Source organism: Pseudomonas sp. FW305-20, from assembly GCF_058788075.1.
In genome coordinates this window covers 1-18,210 of record NZ_JBYTAJ010000047.1, presented here as the reverse complement: position 1 = coordinate 18,210, position 18,210 = coordinate 1, and the positions used below count along the sequence as shown (strand labels likewise).

Sequence of the window (18,210 nt, the reverse complement as noted above, 5' to 3'; positions counted from 1 at the left end):
TCAAATCCGGCTCCCGCAACCAAACATCAAAAAAGGCTACTCGAAAGAGTGGCCTTTTTTGTATCTGTTGAAAAAGTCCTTTCGCAACAATGATCTGCCACTGTGAAGCGAGCCGTTCGGGATCCCCCAGCGCGGCAGACAGAACCCTCTACGACTGATGACGCACCCTCGTCGATGGTCGGTGAGAGGCGTTAATATTTGTGATTATTTTTTTCTACAGGGATTGGTAACTTGGCTGGATACCCCCATCCTGTCGCGCACAATCCAAGAGGTGATTGATGCGCGCCAACTCGTCTGATTCACAAGACACCGTCACAGCGACACAACCGATCAAGGCCGAGCGTCTGCGCTTGCTTGATCGAATCAGCAAATACCGCCAGCCCATCGGCCTGGCAGTCACTTTGCTGTTGTTCGCTATCGCGCTGATTGCCTGCCGCCACCTGCTGAGCGAACTCGATCTGTACGCTCTGCACGATTCGATTCTCGATGTTCCGAAACCGGCATTATTGGGCGCGCTGGGCGCGACGGTGGTCGGTTTCATCATTCTGCTGGGCTATGAATGGTCGGCCAGCCGCTATGCAGGCGTGACACTGGCGCCGCGAATCCTGGCCCTGGGCGGGTTCACCGCTTTTGCCATCGGCAATGCCATCGGCCTTTCGATGCTCTCCGGGGGTTCGGTTCGCTATCGTTTATATGCACGTCACGGCCTCGGCGCTTCTGAAGTCGCTCGCATGACGTTGTTCGCCAGCCTTTCGCTCGGCTGCGCCCTGCCCCCACTAGCCGCCCTCGCCACCCTCAGCAATCTGCCTGGCGCTTCTGCCGCCCTGGGTCTGTCCGAGACGTTGCTGGGTGCCATCGCCGTAGCCGTTTTGCTGCTCTTCAGCGTACTGGCCATCGGCATCTACCGTCGCCGCCTGCCAGAACAGCCTTACCCGGACAATTTGCTGGTCAAGGTAGGACGCCGCACTGTGCGCCTGCCGGGCCGACGCCTGACATTCCTGCAACTGATCATCACGGCGCTGGACGTGGCCGCCGCGGCCACCGTGCTTTATCTGTTGCTGCCTGAAGCGCCGCCCTTCGGCGCATTCCTGCTGGTGTACCTGCTGGCCTTGGCTGCGGGCGTGCTAAGCCACGTTCCCGGCGGGGTCGGGGTGTTCGAAGCAATCCTGCTGGCCGCCTTCTCCAACACACTCGGCGCCGCGCCACTCGCTGCCGCCCTGCTGCTCTATCGCCTGATCTACGTGGTGCTGCCATTGCTGGTGGCCTGCGTACTCCTGCTGATCAACGAAGGGCAGCGCCTGTTTCAATCGCGTCAGTCCTTAAGAGTTGCGTCCGGCCTGGCCGCGCCGATTCTGGCGGTGCTGGTCTTTCTGTCCGGCGTGGTGCTGCTGTTCTCCGGCGTTACCCCGGAAATCGATACACGCCTGGAACACATCGGTTTTCTGATCCCGCATCGACTGGTCGACGCCTCGCACTTCGGTGCCAGCCTGATCGGCGTGCTTTGCTTGCTGCTGGCTCAAGGGCTGCGCCGCCGACTGTCGGCCGCCTGGATGCTGACCACCATTTTGTTGCTGGTCGGCGCCCTGCTCTCGTTGCTCAAAGGCTTCGATTGGGAAGAAGCCTGCTTGCTGACGCTGACGGCGAGTTTGCTAGGCGTTTTCCGCAGCTCGTTCTATCGCCCCAGCCGTCTGACCGAGGTGCCGTTTTCGCCGCTGTACCTGGTGGCGAGCCTGTGCGTACTCGGTGCATCGATCTGGCTGTTGCTGTTCGCCTATCAGGACGTCCCGTACAGCCATCAGCTCTGGTGGCAGTTCACCCTCGACGCCGATGCCCCGCGTGGCTTGCGTTCGCTGCTTGGCGCCGCGGTGTTGCTGGTGGTGGTGTCCCTGACCTGGCTGCTGCGCACCGCACGCCCGGTGATCCATCTGCCAACAGTCGATGAGCTGGACCGCGCGGCAAAGATCCTGATGGCTTCCGCACAACCGGATGGCGGCCTCGCCCTGACCGGTGACAAGGCGCTGCTGTTTCACCCCAACGATGAAGCGTTCCTGATGTACGCCCGCCGTGGTCGCAGCCTGGTGGCCTTGTATGATCCGATCGGCCCGACCCAGCAACGGGCGGAAATGATCTGGCAGTTCCGCGACCTTTGCGACCTCCACCACGCCCGCCCTGTGTTCTATCAAGTGCGCGCCGAGAACCTGCCGTACTACATGGACATCGGCCTGACCGCGATCAAGCTCGGCGAAGAAGCCCGGGTCGATCTGCATCGCTTTGATCTCGAGGCCAAAGGCAAAGAGATGAAAGACCTGCGCTACACCTGGAACCGCGGCACTCGCGATGGCCTGTCGCTGGAGATCTTTGAACCGGGGCAAGCGCCGATGGAAGAACTCAAGGTGATTTCCGATGCCTGGCTGACCGGCAAGAACGTGCGCGAGAAAGGCTTCTCCCTCGGCCGTTTCAGCGATGACTACCTCAAGCATTTCCGCATCGCGGTGATTCGTTTCGAAGGACGTCCGGTGGCATTCGCCAACCTGCTCGAGACTTATGGTCATGACCTGGCCAGCCTTGACCTGATGCGCGCGCATCCGGACGCGCCCAAGCTGACCATGGAGTTCATGATGGTCGGCCTGATTCAACATTATAAAAATCATGGATACGCGCGTTTCAGCCTGGGCATGGTGCCGTTGTCGGGGTTGCAACCCCGTCGTGGTGCCCCACTGACCCAGCGTCTGGGCTCGATGGTTTTCCGCCGTGGTGAGCAGCTCTACAACTTCCAAGGCTTGCGCCGTTTCAAAGACAAATTCCAGCCTGACTGGGAACCCCGTTATATGGCCGTGCCCGCCGGACTCGATCCGCTGGTTGCCTTGGCCGACACTGCCGCCCTGATTGCAGGCGGCTTGACTGGATTGGTGAAACGCTGATGATTCAACGCTCCTTGCGGTACGTCCTGGCCACACTGGTAGTGCTGGCCCTGATTCTCGGTGGCGGTTACTGGTACCTGAAACGCCCGGCGCCAGAACCGACCCTCGAACTGCTGACGCCGGCCGATGGCGCCGCGATGACCCGTGTCATTCCCGGCAACACGCCACGCGCCCAGGTGCTGGTGGCGGTCAATGAGGACCAGAAGCTCAGCAACAAACAGTTGATGACCCTGAGCCGCACCGGCTCGGCGCAGATTGTCCAGGTGATCCTGCCCCAAGACTGCCTGCTGCAAAGTCGCGCCCTGCAATCGGCCCTCAGAGAACTCAAGGGCCCGGCGACCCTGGTCAGCGGCATCGGCCCTGGCGCCGTGCTGGCGTGGCGCTGGTTGTCCGAGCAGAAGGACGACAAGGCTCAAGCCGTCTCGGTGGACCTGGCCCTGGAAAAACCAGGCTGCACCCACCTGCTACCGAAAAGCGCCCCTCACGGGCATTGGCTGGTGGCCTGGAACGACAACCCGGACGACACCAGCGCCGGCTTCGTGCGCGACCAAGCCAACGCCGAAACCAGCATCAGCGACTACGACATCAACCTGCCGCAAGTGCTGAACAACGAACTGCGCAAGATCCTCGTTGGCGGCGATAAAGCCGCCGGCGGCCTGCAGATCCCGGTCGTCGAAGTGCCCGCCGGCCAAGCCAAGGACACCGTGACCCTGTTCCTGTCCGGTGACGGCGGCTGGCGCGACCTTGACCGTGACGTAGCGGGCGAGATGGCGAAGATCGGCTACCCGGTCGTCGGCATCGACACCCTGCGCTACTACTGGCAACACAAGAGTCCGGAGCAAAGCGCCCTGGACCTCACCGAGCTGATGCAGCACTACCGGCAGAAATGGGGCACCAAGCGCTTCATCCTGACCGGTTACTCGTTCGGCGCCGACGTCCTGCCGGCGATCTACAATCGCCTGGAGCCATCGGAGCAGCAACGCGTCGACGCAATCATCCTGCTGGCTTTCGCCCGCACCGGCAGCTTCGAAATCGAAGTCGAAGGCTGGCTCGGCAACGCCGGCAAAGAAGCCGCCACCGGCCCGGAAATGGCCAAGCTGCCGCCGGAAAAAGTGGTGTGCATCTACGGTGAAGAGGAAGTCGACGAGAGCGGCTGTACCGACAAGACCGCCGTGGGCGAAGCGATGAAACTGCCTGGCGGTCATCACTTCGACGAGAACTACCCGGCGCTGGCGAAGCGGTTGGTGGATGTGATCGAGAAGCGTCAAGCGAAGGAGACGGCGGCTCAGGAGTGATCTGAGTCCCGCCTACGAAAAAGCCCCCGCAGCCTTGAGGTTGCGGGGGCTTTTTCATAGGTACGCAATTTAACCCGCACCGCAGGTCCCTGTGGGAGCGGGCTTGCCCGCGATGGCGGTATGTCTGCCACATCGATGTTGAATCTGCCGCCGTCATCGCGGGCAAGCCCGCTCCCACAGGATCTACGTATCGCCTGTGCGGATGCGTCTACCGCCCGCGAGCTTGGCGTACCGTGCCCGCATATCGTCGTGACTAACTGCCTTGGCCTGATCAATGTTTAGTTTCGTTTACTAAAAGATCTCGCAATATCAGATGACGCCCGCGGACCTTGTAGGCAAACTCCGAATCTTGCGTTTGGGCACTTTGATGCCTTGTTGCGCTTTTCTTCGACGGGATACTCTCCGGACGTCGCTGACCATTCAGCGATCGGGTGTGGTAACCCGGTTAGGCAAAGTGCAACACCGCTCCCATCACGATTTCGTGCGTTTTTACGTCTGTAATCCCGTGTTATGGCGGCTGTGCGTGGGAGACCTTCGGGTCTGCCGGTTTCTTTGCTCCCCCGGTTTACCACCCTGCGTACAGCTGCCACCCATTCGTGTGGTAACGAATGCGGCAGCTCCTCGTTTTAAGGAGCGAAACAATGAGCAAAACAGATCAGTCCACACCTTCAGAACTGAAAACCATCGGCCTCACCCCCTTCATCTACTGCTCGAACCGGCCACTGTTCCGTGTCAGTGGAGACATCCCCCTCGGCGATGCGCTAGCCATGGCTTCTGATTTTCTGTTCCTTGCCAAGGAGCTGACTAAAGATGCTGCCTACGCCCGTGACACCGACCGACACGCCTGGGCCGCGCATTACCTGACGGCAATGAGCAAGGCCGTGATTGATGATGCGGTGAAGGTACTGACGCCGCTACCTGCCCGGACAAAAGCCGAATCTAAAAAATAGCTGCCTGAACGCCGCCCGGACCAAGCCCGCTCCCACAAGGGGTCTTCATTGCCTTCAGATGAGACACAAAAAAGCCCCCGCAACCACAATGGCAACGGGGGCTTTTTGTTGCGGCTTACATCTCTACCTGCGTCCCCAGTTCAATCACCCGGTTCAGCGGCAAATTGAAGAAGCGCAAGTTGCCGTTGGCGTTCTGCAACATGAAGGCGAACAACGCCTCACGCCAGCGGGCCATGCCTTCGAGTTTGGAGGCGATGACCGTCTCGCGGCTGAGGAAGTAGGTGGTGCGCATCGGGCTGAAATCCAGGTCATCGAGATGACACAGCTTCAGCGCTTGCGGCACATCCGGCTCGTCGACGAAGCCAAAGTGCAGGATTACACGGAAGAAGCCTTCGCCGTGGGATTCAACCTCGAAACGCCGGGATGCCGGCACCCGCGGGATGTCTTCGTACACCACCGTCAGCAGCACCACTTGCTCGTGCAACACCTGGTTATGCAGCAGATTGTGCAACAGCGCATGGGGCACGGCGTCCGGGCGCGCGGTCAGGAACACCGCAGTGCCCTGGACGCGATGCGGCGGTTGCACGGCGATGCTGCTGATGAAGATCGGCAGCGGCAAGCCACCCTCATCGAGACGATCGACCAGCAATTGCTTGCCACGTTTCCAGGTGGTCATCAGCACAAACAATGCGATACCGGCGATCACCGGGAATGCCCCGCCCTGAATGATTTTCGGCACGTTGGCAGCGAAGTACAGACCGTCTACCAGGAGGAAGCCGAGCAACAGCGGAACCGCGAGCACCGGAGGCCATTTCCACAGCAGCAATATCACCGCCGACACCAGGATGGTGGTCATCAGCATGGTGCCCGTTACGGCCACGCCGTAAGCCGAAGCCAACGCGCCAGAGGACTCGAAGCCCAGCACCAACAGGATGACGCCGACCATCAGCGCCCAGTTCACCGCGCCAATGTAGATCTGGCCTTGCTCGGCACTGGAGGTGTGCCGGATGTGCATGCGTGGTATGTAGCCGAGCTGAATCGCCTGGCGCGTCAGGGAGAACGCGCCGGAAATCACCGCCTGAGAAGCAATCACTGTCGCCAGGGTCGACAACCCCACCAACGGAATCAGCGCCCAGCTCGGGGCCAACAGGTAGAACGGGTTGCGCGCGGCTTCCGGGTCACCGAGCAGCAACGCGCCTTGGCCGAAGTAGTTCAGCACCAGTGCTGGCAGCACCAGGATGAACCATGCGCGAGCGATCGGCTTGCGGCCGAAGTGGCCCATGTCGGCGTACAGTGCTTCAGCACCGGTCAACGCCAGCACCACCGCGCCGAGGATCGCTACGCCCATGCCCGGGTGAACGATGAAGAAGCGCACGGCCCATACCGGGTTCATCGCTTGCAACACTTCCGGGTGCTGCAGAATGCCGTAGACACCCAGCGCCCCCAGCACCACAAACCAGGTCACCATGATTGGCCCGAACAAAATGCCAATCCGCGCGGTACCGTGGCTCTGAATCAGGAACAGCGCCACCAGCACGATCAGCGACAATGGCACCACCCAATGGTCGATGCCCTCGAAAGCCAGTCCCAGGCCTTCAATCGCCGAGAGCACGGAAATCGCCGGGGTGATCATGCTGTCGCCGTAGAACAGCGCCGCGCCGATCAGCCCGCAGACCACCAGCAAACTGCGCAACTTCGGATGCCCCGCTGCGGCCCGTCGCGCCAAAGCGGTCAAGGCCATGATCCCGCCTTCGCCCTGGTTGTCGGCGCGCAGCACGAACATCATGTACTTGATCGACACGACCCAGATCAGCGACCAGAAGATCAGCGCCAGGATACCCAACACGCCGTCATGGTTGACCGGCACGCCGTAGCCACCGGAAAACACTTCTTTAAGGGTGTACAGCGGGCTCGTGCCGATATCGCCATAAACCACACCGACCGCCGCGACCAGCATGCCGATCGGTTTTGCCGCCGAATGCTCAGCGCCCGCCGCCTGACTACTTGCCTGCCCCATCCAACACTCCTACTACTCAGACCCGGACTTCTTATAAGAAGCACTATGCTTTGCCGTGCAGCATGCGCTGTTTTACATCGCGTTACAGACGTTTCATTGACTGTAAAAAATCGGTAAAGCTTAAAGGCGCGAAGCATAGCGCAGCACTCGTCGTATTTCCCTGCATAAAGCTGGTCAAGTGCGTCTCTCATCGCTAGAATTGCGCACTTTTTGACCAGAGACGCAAGATAGCGTCCGTCTGTCGCCTTGCCGTCTTCGGCTGGAGGCGTCACAAATACCGAGGTTAGACATGTCCACCACTCCTGCGCCGGCCAATCCAAAAGTTGGCTTCGTATCCCTGGGTTGCCCCAAAGCACTGGTCGACTCCGAGCGCATCCTTACCCAGCTGCGCATGGAAGGCTATGACGTTGTGTCCACTTACGAGGACGCCGATGTCGTGGTGGTCAACACTTGCGGCTTCATCGATTCGGCCAAGGCTGAATCCCTGGAAGTGATCGGCGAAGCCATCAAGGAAAACGGCAAGGTCATCGTGACCGGCTGCATGGGCGTCGAAGAAGGCAACATTCGCAAGGTGCACCCAAGCGTATTGGCCGTGACCGGTCCGCAGCAGTACGAGCAGGTGGTCAACGCCGTGCACGACGCAGTGCCGCCGCGCCAGGATCACAACCCGCTGATCGACTTGGTGCCGCCGCAAGGCATCAAGCTGACCCCGCGTCACTACGCCTACCTGAAGATTTCCGAAGGCTGCAACCACAGCTGCAGCTTCTGCATCATCCCGTCAATGCGCGGCAAACTGGTCAGCCGCCCGGTCGGTGATGTGCTGGACGAGGCTCAGCGCCTGGTCAAGGCCGGCGTCAAAGAGTTGTTGGTGATTTCGCAAGACACCAGTGCCTACGGCGTCGACGTGAAATACCGCACCGGTTTCTGGAACGGCGCGCCGGTGAAAACCCGCATGACCGAACTCTGCGAAGCCTTGAGCACCCTCGGCGTCTGGGTTCGTCTGCACTACGTTTATCCGTACCCGCACGTCGACGAGCTGATTCCGCTGATGGCCGCTGGGAAAATCCTGCCGTACCTGGACATCCCGTTCCAGCACGCCAGCCCGAAAGTCCTGAAAGCCATGAAACGCCCGGCCTTCGAAGACAAGACCCTGGCGCGCATCAAGAACTGGCGCGAAATCTGCCCGGACCTGATCATCCGTTCGACCTTCATCGTCGGCTTCCCTGGCGAAACCGAAGAAGACTTCCAGTACCTGCTGAACTGGCTGACCGAAGCGCAACTCGATCGCGTCGGCTGCTTCCAGTACTCGCCGGTCGAAGGCGCACCGGCCAACCTGCTGGACGCGGCCATCGTGCCGGACGACGTCAAGCAAGACCGCTGGGACCGCTTTATGGCGCACCAGCAAGCCATCAGCTCGGCACGTCTGCAAATGCGCGTCGGCCGTGAAATCGAAGTGCTGGTCGATGAAGTCGACGAGCAAGGCGCGGTTGGCCGCTGCTTCTTCGATGCCCCGGAAATCGACGGCAACGTGTTCATCGACAACGGCAGCAACCTGAAACCCGGCGATAAAGTCTGGTGCAAAGTGACCGACGCCGACGAATACGACCTGTGGGCTGAACAGATCTAAACGCAAAAAACACGAAAAGCCCCGCTCTCTTGACGAGATGCGGGGCTTTTTTACGTCTATCGTTTTGTGAAGAACGGATTCTCGACATTCACAGGAAAAGGGGCAGCCGGCCATGCGCCAACATTCGGTCATCCACACGCCGAAACAGAGCGACTACGTAGAACTCACTCAGGTCTGGGAGGCCTCGGTGCGCGCCACCCATGACTTTCTGCCGGACAGCTACATCGAACTGTTGAAGAACCTGGTGCTGACCCGCTACCTCGATGCGGTGATGCTGATCTGCACCAAAGACTCGCGCCAGCGCATCACCGGGTTCGCCGGTGTTGCGGCGGGCAAGATCGAAATGCTCTTCATCGACCCGGCTCACCGCGGCCAAGGCCTGGGCAAGCAATTGCTGCGCTATGCGATGGAACATTTGAACGCCGATGAACTGGACGTCAATGAGCAGAATCCGCAGGCCTTAGGCTTTTACTTCAAACAGGGCTTCGAGGTGATCGGCCGTTCGGAAGTCGATGGCATGGGGCAGCCTTATCCGTTGCTGCATATGCGTTTGCGTCAGGCACAACAACGCACGCGCAACGGCTGACACAACACAGAACAACTGTAGGAGCGAGCCGGCTCCGGGCGGCGTTCCGACGATAGCGGTGCGTCATTCAACAGATCAATTGACTGAACTACCGCTATCGTCGGAACGCCGCCCGGAGCCGGCTCACTCCCACATTAAAAGCACATGCGGCAAATGGAGCCGGGATTAACCGGCGCCCAGCAGGTACAATGCCCACCCCTTTTTTGTTACGGCCCTGTCATGACTGACCCGATTCGTCTCTCCAAACGCCTCATCGAACTCGTCGGCTGTTCCCGTCGGGAGGCTGAGCTGTTCATCGAGGGCGGCTGGGTCACCGTGGACGGCGAAGTCATCGACGAGCCGCAGTTCAAGGTCGAGAACCAGAAAGTCGAGCTCGACCCGGAAGCCAAGGCCACTGCGCCGGAGCCGGTGACCATCCTGTTCAACGTCCCTGCGGGCATGGACGCGGAAACGGCCATGGCAACCATCAGCACCGAGACCCTGAGCGAAGAACACCGCTACGGCAAACGCCCGCTTAAGGGCCACTTCCTGCGCCTGACCGCCAGCACCGATCTGCAGGCCAACGCCAGCGGTCTGTTGGTGTTCACCCAGGACTGGAAGATCCTGCGCAAACTCACTGCCGATTCCGCCAAGATCGAGCAAGAGTATGTGGTCGAAGTTGAAGGCGACATGGTGGCTCACGGCCTCAACCGCCTGAACCACGGCCTGACTTACAAGGGCAAGGAACTGCCGCCGGTCAAAGCCAGCTGGCAGAACGAAAACCGCCTGCGTTTTGCGATGAAGAACCCACAACCGGGCGTCATCGCCCTGTTCTGCCAGGCTGTAGGCCTGAAGGTTGTCGCCATCCGCCGCATCCGCATTGGCGGCGTGTCCATCGGCAAAGTGCCGTTGGGGCAATGGCGTTACCTGTCCGGCAAAGAGAAGTTCTAAGACTTTTCACGCCGCCACACATTTTGGCGCCGCTGTTTACGCGGCGCCCACTGCTGAATATCAGGATTGCACACCATGATTCATAACGACGTACTGCGCAGCGTGCGCTACATGCTCGACATCAGCGACAAGAAAGTCATCGAGATCATCAAGCTCGGCGGCATGGACGTGGCCCTGGAAGACCTGGTGAAGTACCTCGACAAGAAAGAGGAAGACGAGGAAGGCTTCGTACGCTGCCCGGATGAAGTCATGGCGCATTTCCTCGACGGCCTGGTGACCTTCAAGCGCGGCAAAGACGAAAGCCGTCCGCCACAGCCGATCGAAGTGCCAGTGACCAACAACATCATCCTGAAGAAACTGCGCGTGGCTTTCGAATTGAAAGAAGACGACATGCACGCCATCCTCAAGGCCTCCGAGTTCCCGGTGTCCAAGCCTGAGCTGAGCGCGCTGTTCCGCAAGTTCGGCCACACCAACTACCGCCCGTGTGGCGACCAGTTGCTGCGCAACTTCCTCAAGGGCCTGACCCTGCGCGTGCGCCCGCAGTAACGTGTGAAGCAGATCTGACCTGTAGGAGCTGTCGAGTGCAACGAGGCTGCGATCTTTTGATGTTGCTTTTAAAAGCGAAGATCAAAAGATCGCAGCCTCGTTGCACTCGACAGCTCCTACAGGGCTATATGGCCGCTCATTCCTCGCAATAATAGTGGCTCCGCTTCCGGCGGCTGACGACTAGGGTGTATTGACCCTCAGCTCTCAGGATTCGCCATGCACCCGTACTTTTCCCTGCAAGGCCGCACCGCCCTGGTGACCGGCGGCACCCGTGGTATCGGCAAAATGATCGCCAAGGCCTATGTCGAGGCCGGTGCCACCGTGTACGTCTGCGCCCGGGATGCCGAAGCCTGTCAGCAAACGGCTGATGAGCTGAGCGCATTCGGTCGTTGCCACGGCATGGCGGCCAACCTGGCCACCGAAGAAGGCGTACTTCAACTGGCTACGCGACTGGGCGAGCAGATCGGTCAGCTGGATATTCTGGTGAACAACGCCGGCACCACGTGGGGCGCGCCGCTGGAGAGCTACCCGGTCAAGGGCTGGGAAAAGGTCATGCAGCTGAACGTGACCTCGGTGTTCAACTGCATCCAGCAGTTTTTGCCACTGCTGCGCAAGGCCGGTTCGGCAGCGAATCCGGCGCGAATTATCAATATCGGTTCAGTGGCGGGCATTTCGTCCTTCGGCGAGCAGGCTTATGCCTACGGGCCGAGTAAAGCGGCCCTGCATCAACTGTCGCGGATTCTGGCGCGTGAGTTGGTGAGCCAGCACATCAACGTCAACGTCATCGCGCCGGGGCGTTTTCCGAGCAAGATGACTCAGCACATCGGCAATGATGAGCAGGCGCTGGCCGACGACACGGCGTTGATTCCGATGAAACGCTGGGGCCGGGAAGAAGAGATGGCGGCGCTGGCGATCAGTCTGGCGAGTACGGCCGGGGCGTATATGACCGGGAACATCATCCCGTTGGATGGCGGGTTCAGTCTCTGACCTTCTCCTGATGATCGTTCCCACGCTCCGCGTTCCTTCCAAAGCCGAACGCAGAGCGTCCGTTGAGGCATTCCCACGCAGAGCGTGGGAACGATCAATGAGTGTGAGTGAATCGGGTTACCACTTCATCTCGCCCTTGGCGACTTTCGCGCTCAGTTCAAGAGAGCTTTCTTCACCCAGCGTCGGGTAGCGTTTTTTCATCGCGGCGATCAGCGCAGCAGCGTCTTTGGCCTTGGCGGTTTCTTCGTCGAAGGCCTTGATGTAATCGGCGGTGAACTGCACGGCGGCCAGCGAACGGGCGCTCTCACCGAGGTAATGCCCCGGCACGATGGTTTTCGGCTTCAGGGTTTCAATGGCGTGCAGCGTGGTCAGCCAATCGGCGTGGGACTGCGGCGTCTGGGTGTCGGCCATCCACACGTGAATGTTTTCTGCGACGACGACACCACCGACCACAGCCTTGATCGACGGAATCCACACGAAGCTGCGATCCGGCTGCTTGCCGTCCAGCCCCACCACCTGCAACTTCTGCCCTTCGAGCATCAGGCTGTCGCCCTTGAGCACCTCCGGCACGATGGTTTTGGCCGGTACATCGGCGCCCATTTTCGGCCCCCAGAACGCCAGTTTGCCGTCGACGGTGTTCTGGATGTGGTCCACGGTCGGCTGCGAGGCGAGCACTTTGGCGTTGGGGAATGCGGCAGTCAGGGTATCGAGGCCGAAGTAGTAATCCGGGTCACCGTGGCTGATGTAGATGGTGGTCAATTGCTTGCCGCTGGCGCGGATCTTTTCGACCACTTGCTCGGCCTGGGATTTGCCAAATTGCGCATCCACCAAAATCGCGTCTTTCTCGCCACTGACCAACACCGAGGTCACCGGGAAGATCGCCTTGTCGCCCGGGTTGTAGACGTCCAGGGTCAGGGTTGAGGCTGCCGCTGCGTGGACGGTGAAACCGAAGGTGGCGGTGGCCAGCAAAATACGTTTAAGCGAGGTGAAGCCGATCATCTGTTGCTCCGTTGTCCGAATGCCGTGTTTGGCGATGGGACAGAGCTTAGTTGCATGACTCAGTACAAAAAATGCGATGCTGGAACATAGTTTGTTTCTGAAAGCGGGCAAATCATGGATCGTCTACAAGCAATGCGGGTGTTCATCACGGTGGCTGACCTGGGCAGCCAGTCGGCCGCCGCCGATCACCTGGACCTGTCTAGGCCGGTGGTTTCGCGCTATCTGGCGGAGCTGGAGGATTGGGTCGGCGCACGCCTGATGCACCGCACCACGCGCAAATTGAGCCTGACCGCCGCTGGCAGTGAAATCCTGCCTCGATGTCGGCAGATGCTCGATTTGTCCACGGACATGCAGGCCGCCGTCAGCGAACCGGACGAGGCACCGCGCGGGATGTTGCGGATCAGTGTCAGCACTTCGTTCGGCCAGGCACAACTGGCGGATGCCATGGCCGCTTACGTCAAACGTTATCCCGGCGTCAGCATCGACCTGCAGATGCTCGACCGCACGGTAAACCTGGTGGATGAGCGTATCGATCTGGCCATCCGTACCAGCAATGACCTGGACCCGAACCTGATCGCGCGACGGCTGACGGTCTGCCGTTCGGTGATCTGCGCCTCCCCTGCCTATTTGCTCGAACACCCGACACCGCTGCGGGTCGAGGATCTGAGCCAGCACAACTGCCTGACCCATTCCTACTTCGGCAAAAGCCTCTGGCACTTCGAGGAGGACGGTGAGCAAGTCTCAGTGCCGGTACAGGGCAACATCAGCGCCAACGAAGCCAGTACGTTGTTGCGCGCCGCGATGGCCGGTGCCGGCGTGGCGATGCTCCCCAGTTATCAGGCCGGCGTGCATATCCACAGCGGCGAACTGATCCGCCTGCTGCCCCATGCCGAACCCCGGCAAATGAACGTTTACGCGGTGTATGCCTCACGCAAGCACATGCCGGCGGCGTTGCGCAGCATGCTGGACTTTCTGGTGCTCAGATTCCCCGAAGAGCCGGAGTGGGATATCGGCCTGTAACCGGATCGAAAAATGTGGGAGCGAGCAGGCTCGCTCCCACAGAGGGTTGATCGTTCCCACGCTCCGCGTGGGAACGATCAGGGAGACCGCGTTGCTGGCAACTCACTGGCGCTGACCTATGCTCAAAGTAGTACCGAAGGGTATTCGTTCAGAGGTCAACGCCATGAACATCAAAACAAGAAGATACCTCGCGATTTTCATCACCTGCGCGGCCACGCTCGCGCTGTATGGCACCGCGGCTTGGCGCGTCGAGCAGTTGCGACAACAGCCCCGTGAATACGCAAGCTGCAACTTCGAACGCTGCATTCCCCACAACGCGACCCTCAACGCCCTCCGGTAACGAACACGCTGTGGCGAGGGGATCAGGCCCCGTTGTCCTGATCGGCCTTCAAGCGGTCGCGAAATGCCTTGGGCGAGATCCCCACTCGACGCCGGAACAGGCGCGTGAAGTTGGTCGGATCAGAGAACCCCAATACGTCGGACATTTCATAAATGGTCATGCTGGTGTAGGTCAGCAAACGCTTGGCCTCCAGCAACTGACGTTCGTGCATGATCTGCAACGCCGGTTGTCCCGCCAGCTCACGGCAGGTGCCGTTGAGGTGAGACACGGAAATCCCCAGCCGATGCGCCAGGTCCTCGACCTTGACGTGCTGGCGATAGGTCTCTTCCACCAGTTGGATAAAACCGTTGAGGTATTCCCGGGCACGCTGCGGACGCTGGCTGGCGTTGCGGCGGGAAATCACTTGGCGGCTGACCCACACCATGATCACGCTGACCAGCGAATGCATGAGCATTTCGCGAGCCGGCTGGTGGCCGGTGTATTCGTCTTGCAGCGCTGAAAACAGGCTGTTGAGGTATTCGCCTTGCTCGCCCGCCGGATAGCTTTCGGCCTGGGCCAGTGCGTTCACCGAGTTACCCAATTGCGCCTGAAGATGAGCAACCAGCGGCGCGGCAAGGGTCACGACAAACCCTTCGACGTCCTCGGAAAACCGATAGCCATGCACCGATAACGGCGGCAAGACCAGGATCGCCGGCTCGGTCAGTTGCGTACGTTTGCCTTCGATTTCAAGCTCTGCCTGACCTTTGAATACGAAGAGCAACTGGCACAAGTCGGCGTGGCGATGGGGTTTGATTTCCCATTGGTGTTCGCGGCTGCGTTTGGAAATGGTTTCACAGTGCAGCAAGTCCGGGGTCGGCCAATCCAGGCTTTCACCGTAGAGCTTGAACACTGGAATCGAAGGTAGGTCAGGCTTGTTCATCACTTCAATCCAGGCCTCAGGGTAGACGGGCGATAATCGCACCGATTGGCAGAATGTACAGGTATCGGCTCAGTTTTCCCCTTCAATTGACAGACCCGCAAGAGAAAAATGCAAGCACTCGATCCATAAAAATAATTCACCGGCCTTGGTCGCGTGAAGCTTGCGAGTCATAAAAACAATGAAAATGCTGAAAACCCAAATCGCCATCATCGGCGCCGGTCCGTCCGGTTTATTGCTCGGCCAATTGCTGCACAACGCCGGCATCGACACCCTGATTCTCGAACGCCAGAGCCCGGACTATGTGCTCGGACGAATCCGTGCCGGCGTCCTCGAACAAGGCATGGCAGAGCTGTTGCGCCAGGCCGGCGTGGGTCAGCGAATGGACGCCGAAGGGCTGGTCCATGGAGGCTTCGAACTGGCCCTCGACGGGCGCCAGGTACACATCGATCTGCAAGCCCTGACCGGTGGCAAAACGGTGATGATCTACGGTCAGACCGAGGTCACCCGCGACCTGATGGCCGCTCGTCGGGAGGCCGGTGCGCAGACGATTTACAAGGCAAGCAACGTCGTTCCTCACGGGATGAAAACCGCAGAGCCGTTCGTGACTTTTGAGAAGGACGGCGAGCTGTATCGACTCGATTGTGACTACATCGCCGGCTGCGACGGTTTCCATGGCGTGGCCCGGCAGTCGATTCCTGCCGAGTGCCTGAACGTGTTCGAGCGGGTCTATCCGTTTGGCTGGCTCGGCATCCTCGCTGATACCCCACCCGTGCATGAAGAGCTGGTTTACGCCCGGCATGAGCGCGGTTTTGCCCTGTGCAGCATGCGTTCGGCCACCCGCACGCGCTATTACCTCCAGGTGCCGGCCGACGAGCAGGTCGAGAACTGGTCTGATCAGCGCTTCTGGGATGAACTCAAATCCCGCTTGCCTGAAGCATTGGCTGACAACCTGGTTACGGGGCCTTCCATCGAAAAAAGCATCGCGCCGTTACGCAGTTTTGTCGTCGAACCGATGCAGTACGGGCGGATGTTTCTGGTCGGCGACGCCGCGCACATCGTCCCGCCCACCGGCGCCAAGGGCCTGAACCTGGCGGCCAGCGACGTCAGTACGCTGTTCAACATTCTGCTGAAGGTTTACCAAGAAGGCCGTGTGGATTTACTGGAGAAATACTCCGAGGTCTGCCTGCGCCGGGTGTGGAAAGCCGAACGGTTTTCCTGGTGGATGACCTCGATGCTGCACCGCTTTGACGATAACGACGCCTTCAGCCAGCGGATTGCCGAGTCGGAACTGGGCTATTTCGTCGACTCCGAGGCCGGTCGAAAAACCATTGCAGAAAATTACGTCGGCCTTCCATACGAGGCTATCGAATAGCCTGCTACCGATTTACACTGGCGAGCATCCCCGCTCGCCTTGCTCCTTGCGGGTCAATCACCGTCCGCAGGTTCCAACCCGTGACCAATCTCAACCAGCCTGAAACGCCTAAACCGGCCATTCGCAGCGTGTTGATCGCCCTGATGCTGGCAATCTTTCTGGGCGCGCTGGACCAGACCATCGTCGCCGTGTCGATGCCGGCCATTTCCGCACAATTCAAGGACGTCAGCCTGCTGGCCTGGGTGATTTCCGGCTACATGGTGGCGATGACGGTGGCCGTGCCGATCTACGGCAAACTGGGCGATCTGTACGGTCGCCGCACGTTGATGCTGTTTGGCATGGGGTTGTTCACGGTCGCTTCGTTTTTCTGCGGCATGGCCCAGAGCATGGAGCAGCTGGTACTGGCGCGGATCGTTCAAGGCATCGGTGCTGGCGGGATGATTTCGGTCAGCCAGGCGATCATTGGCGACATCGTGCCGCCCCGGGAGCGCGGCCGCTATCAAGGCTATTTCAGCAGCATGTACGCCGTGGCCAGCGTGGCCGGCCCGGTACTCGGCGGTTACATGACCGAGTACTTGTCATGGCGCTGGGTGTTCTTGATCAACCTGCCGCTGGGCCTTGGTGCCTGGCTGGTGGCCAATCGCACGTTGGTGGGTTTGCCAGTGCCGCAGCGCAAACCGATCATCGATTACTTCGGTACGGTGTTGATGATCATCGGCTTGACCGCCTTGTTGCTGGGCATCACCCAGGTCGGCCAGGGCCATTCGTGGCGCAGCGCCGAAGTGCTGGGCCTGCTCGGTTGTGCGGTGTGGGTACTGGCGCTGTTCGTCTGGCATGAACGCCGGGCGCGGGAGCCGCTGTTGCCCATGCATTTGTTCGCCAACCGCAATGCGATCCTGTGCTGGTGCACGATTTTCTTCACCAGTTTCCAGGCGATCTCGCTGATTGTGTTGATGCCGCTGCGCTTCCAGAGCGTGACCGGCGCCGGGGCCGACAGCGCCGCACTGCACCTGTTGCCGCTGGCGATGGGTTTGCCGATTGGCGCGTATTTCGCCGGCCGCCGAACCTCGGTGACCGGGCGCTACAAGCCCATGATCCTGACCGGCGCCCTGCTCATGCCGCTCTCGATTCTCGGTATGGCATTCAGCCCTCCCCAGGCATTTGTGCTCAGTAGTCTGTTCATGTTGCTCAGCGGGATCGCTAGCGGCATGCAGTTCCCGACGTCGCTGGTCGGTACGCAGAACGCGGTGCAACAGCGGGATATCGGTGTCGCTACCAGCACCACCAACCTGTTCCGCTCACTGGGCGGTGCGGTGGGTGTGGCGTTGATGTCGGCACTGCTGCTGGCGTTGTTGCAGGACTCAAGTTTCGCCCACCTGGCCGGTTCTTCGATGATTGCCGAGGGCAGTTCGGGGAACGTCTTGCTCGATGGCTTGAACGCCGCGCCGGGGGATGCGCAGAACGCCTTGCGTGCTGAGCTGTTGCTGACGTTCCGGCATTTGCTGATGGTCAGTGCGGCAGTGTCGCTGCTGGGGCTGGCGGCGGCGGTTGCCATGCCGAACATGCTATTGCGGGGGCGCGAAGATAAAGTCCGATAACCCCGCCGACTGATCGTTCCCACGCTCTGCGTGGGAATGCAGCCAGGGACGCTCTGCGTCCCAAGAGCGGACGCAGAGCGTCCATTGAGGCATTCCCACGCAG

15 protein-coding genes and 1 tRNA gene (1 of these 16 only partly in view) are annotated in these 18,210 nt (G+C 60.1%); 13 read left to right on the top strand and 3 right to left on the bottom strand.

The window, feature by feature from the left end:
- The 4 genes from AC3WP4_RS26560 to AC3WP4_RS26545 form a co-directional block, all read left to right on the top strand.
- A tRNA-Met gene (locus AC3WP4_RS26560) sits at positions 1-22 on the top strand (it extends 155 nt beyond the left edge of the window).
- Between the two features lie 256 nt (positions 23-278).
- Positions 279-2,921 (top strand): bifunctional lysylphosphatidylglycerol flippase/synthetase MprF, encoded by a 2,643-nt coding sequence (gene mprF, locus AC3WP4_RS26555; protein ID WP_102615618.1) that lies wholly within the window; start codon positions 279-281, stop codon positions 2,919-2,921.
- On the top strand, positions 2,921-4,216 hold the full coding sequence (locus AC3WP4_RS26550; RefSeq protein ID WP_102615619.1) for a virulence factor family protein: 1,296 nt from the start codon (positions 2,921-2,923) through the stop codon (positions 4,214-4,216). Before mprF ends, AC3WP4_RS26550 begins: the two co-directional genes overlap by 1 nt.
- A 641-nt stretch (positions 4,217-4,857) precedes the next feature.
- Entirely contained in the window at positions 4,858-5,166 is a 309-nt protein-coding gene (locus tag AC3WP4_RS26545; RefSeq protein ID WP_102615620.1) for a DUF3077 domain-containing protein, read from the top strand.
- Positions 5,167-5,281: 115 nt separating this feature from the next.
- Here AC3WP4_RS26545 and AC3WP4_RS26540 read toward each other — a convergent pair whose 3' ends face one another.
- Complete coding sequence (locus AC3WP4_RS26540) at positions 5,282-7,183, bottom strand: potassium transporter Kup (protein ID WP_074874078.1); 1,902 nt, start codon at positions 7,181-7,183, stop codon at positions 5,282-5,284.
- Positions 7,184-7,472: 289 nt separating this feature from the next.
- Between AC3WP4_RS26540 and rimO the strand changes: the two genes are divergently transcribed.
- The 5 genes from rimO to AC3WP4_RS26515 all read left to right on the top strand — a co-directional run bounded on the left by rimO (position 7,473) and on the right by AC3WP4_RS26515 (position 11,859).
- Entirely contained in the window at positions 7,473-8,810 is a 1,338-nt protein-coding gene (rimO, locus tag AC3WP4_RS26535; RefSeq protein WP_010462684.1) for a 30S ribosomal protein S12 methylthiotransferase RimO, read from the top strand.
- Positions 8,811-8,922: 112 nt separating this feature from the next.
- Positions 8,923-9,396, top strand: coding sequence for a GNAT family N-acetyltransferase (locus tag AC3WP4_RS26530; RefSeq protein ID WP_102615621.1), 474 nt, complete (start codon positions 8,923-8,925; stop codon positions 9,394-9,396).
- 219 nt (positions 9,397-9,615) lie between these two features.
- Positions 9,616-10,326, top strand: a complete 711-nt coding sequence (locus AC3WP4_RS26525; protein ID WP_102615622.1) for an rRNA pseudouridine synthase — start codon at positions 9,616-9,618, stop codon at positions 10,324-10,326.
- Positions 10,327-10,401: 75 nt separating this feature from the next.
- A complete protein-coding gene (locus tag AC3WP4_RS26520; protein ID WP_102615623.1) occupies positions 10,402-10,872 on the top strand; it encodes a YehS family protein in 471 nt (156 codons plus the stop codon).
- A 216-nt stretch (positions 10,873-11,088) separates the two neighbouring features.
- Positions 11,089-11,859 carry an SDR family oxidoreductase gene (locus AC3WP4_RS26515; RefSeq protein WP_074874075.1) on the top strand — a complete coding sequence of 257 codons (771 nt, stop codon included), beginning with the start codon at positions 11,089-11,091 and terminating at the stop codon, positions 11,857-11,859.
- Between the two features lie 117 nt (positions 11,860-11,976).
- Here AC3WP4_RS26515 and AC3WP4_RS26510 read toward each other — a convergent pair whose 3' ends face one another.
- Positions 11,977-12,858 (bottom strand): MBL fold metallo-hydrolase, encoded by an 882-nt coding sequence (locus AC3WP4_RS26510; RefSeq protein ID WP_102615624.1) that lies wholly within the window; start codon positions 12,856-12,858, stop codon positions 11,977-11,979.
- A gap of 114 nt (positions 12,859-12,972) precedes the next feature.
- Here AC3WP4_RS26510 and AC3WP4_RS26505 point away from each other — a divergent pair, with 114 nt between their 5' ends.
- Positions 12,973-13,878, top strand: coding sequence for a LysR family transcriptional regulator (locus tag AC3WP4_RS26505; RefSeq protein ID WP_102615625.1), 906 nt, complete (start codon positions 12,973-12,975; stop codon positions 13,876-13,878).
- A 163-nt stretch (positions 13,879-14,041) separates the two neighbouring features.
- A complete protein-coding gene (locus AC3WP4_RS26500; protein ID WP_162842850.1) occupies positions 14,042-14,218 on the top strand; it encodes a hypothetical protein in 177 nt (58 codons plus the stop codon).
- A gap of 22 nt (positions 14,219-14,240) precedes the next feature.
- Here the strand turns inward: AC3WP4_RS26500 and AC3WP4_RS26495 are convergent, their stop codons facing one another.
- Entirely contained in the window at positions 14,241-15,137 is an 897-nt protein-coding gene (locus tag AC3WP4_RS26495; RefSeq protein WP_074874071.1) for a helix-turn-helix domain-containing protein, read from the bottom strand.
- Between the two features lie 178 nt (positions 15,138-15,315).
- Between AC3WP4_RS26495 and pobA the strand changes: the two genes are divergently transcribed.
- Together pobA and AC3WP4_RS26485 are read left to right on the top strand one after the other, a co-directional pair.
- Positions 15,316-16,509, top strand: a complete 1,194-nt coding sequence (pobA, locus tag AC3WP4_RS26490; protein WP_102615627.1) for a 4-hydroxybenzoate 3-monooxygenase — start codon at positions 15,316-15,318, stop codon at positions 16,507-16,509.
- An 80-nt stretch (positions 16,510-16,589) separates the two neighbouring features.
- A complete protein-coding gene (locus tag AC3WP4_RS26485; RefSeq protein WP_102615628.1) occupies positions 16,590-18,107 on the top strand; it encodes an MDR family MFS transporter in 1,518 nt (505 codons plus the stop codon).
- The last annotated feature ends 103 nt before the right edge of the window (positions 18,108-18,210 follow it).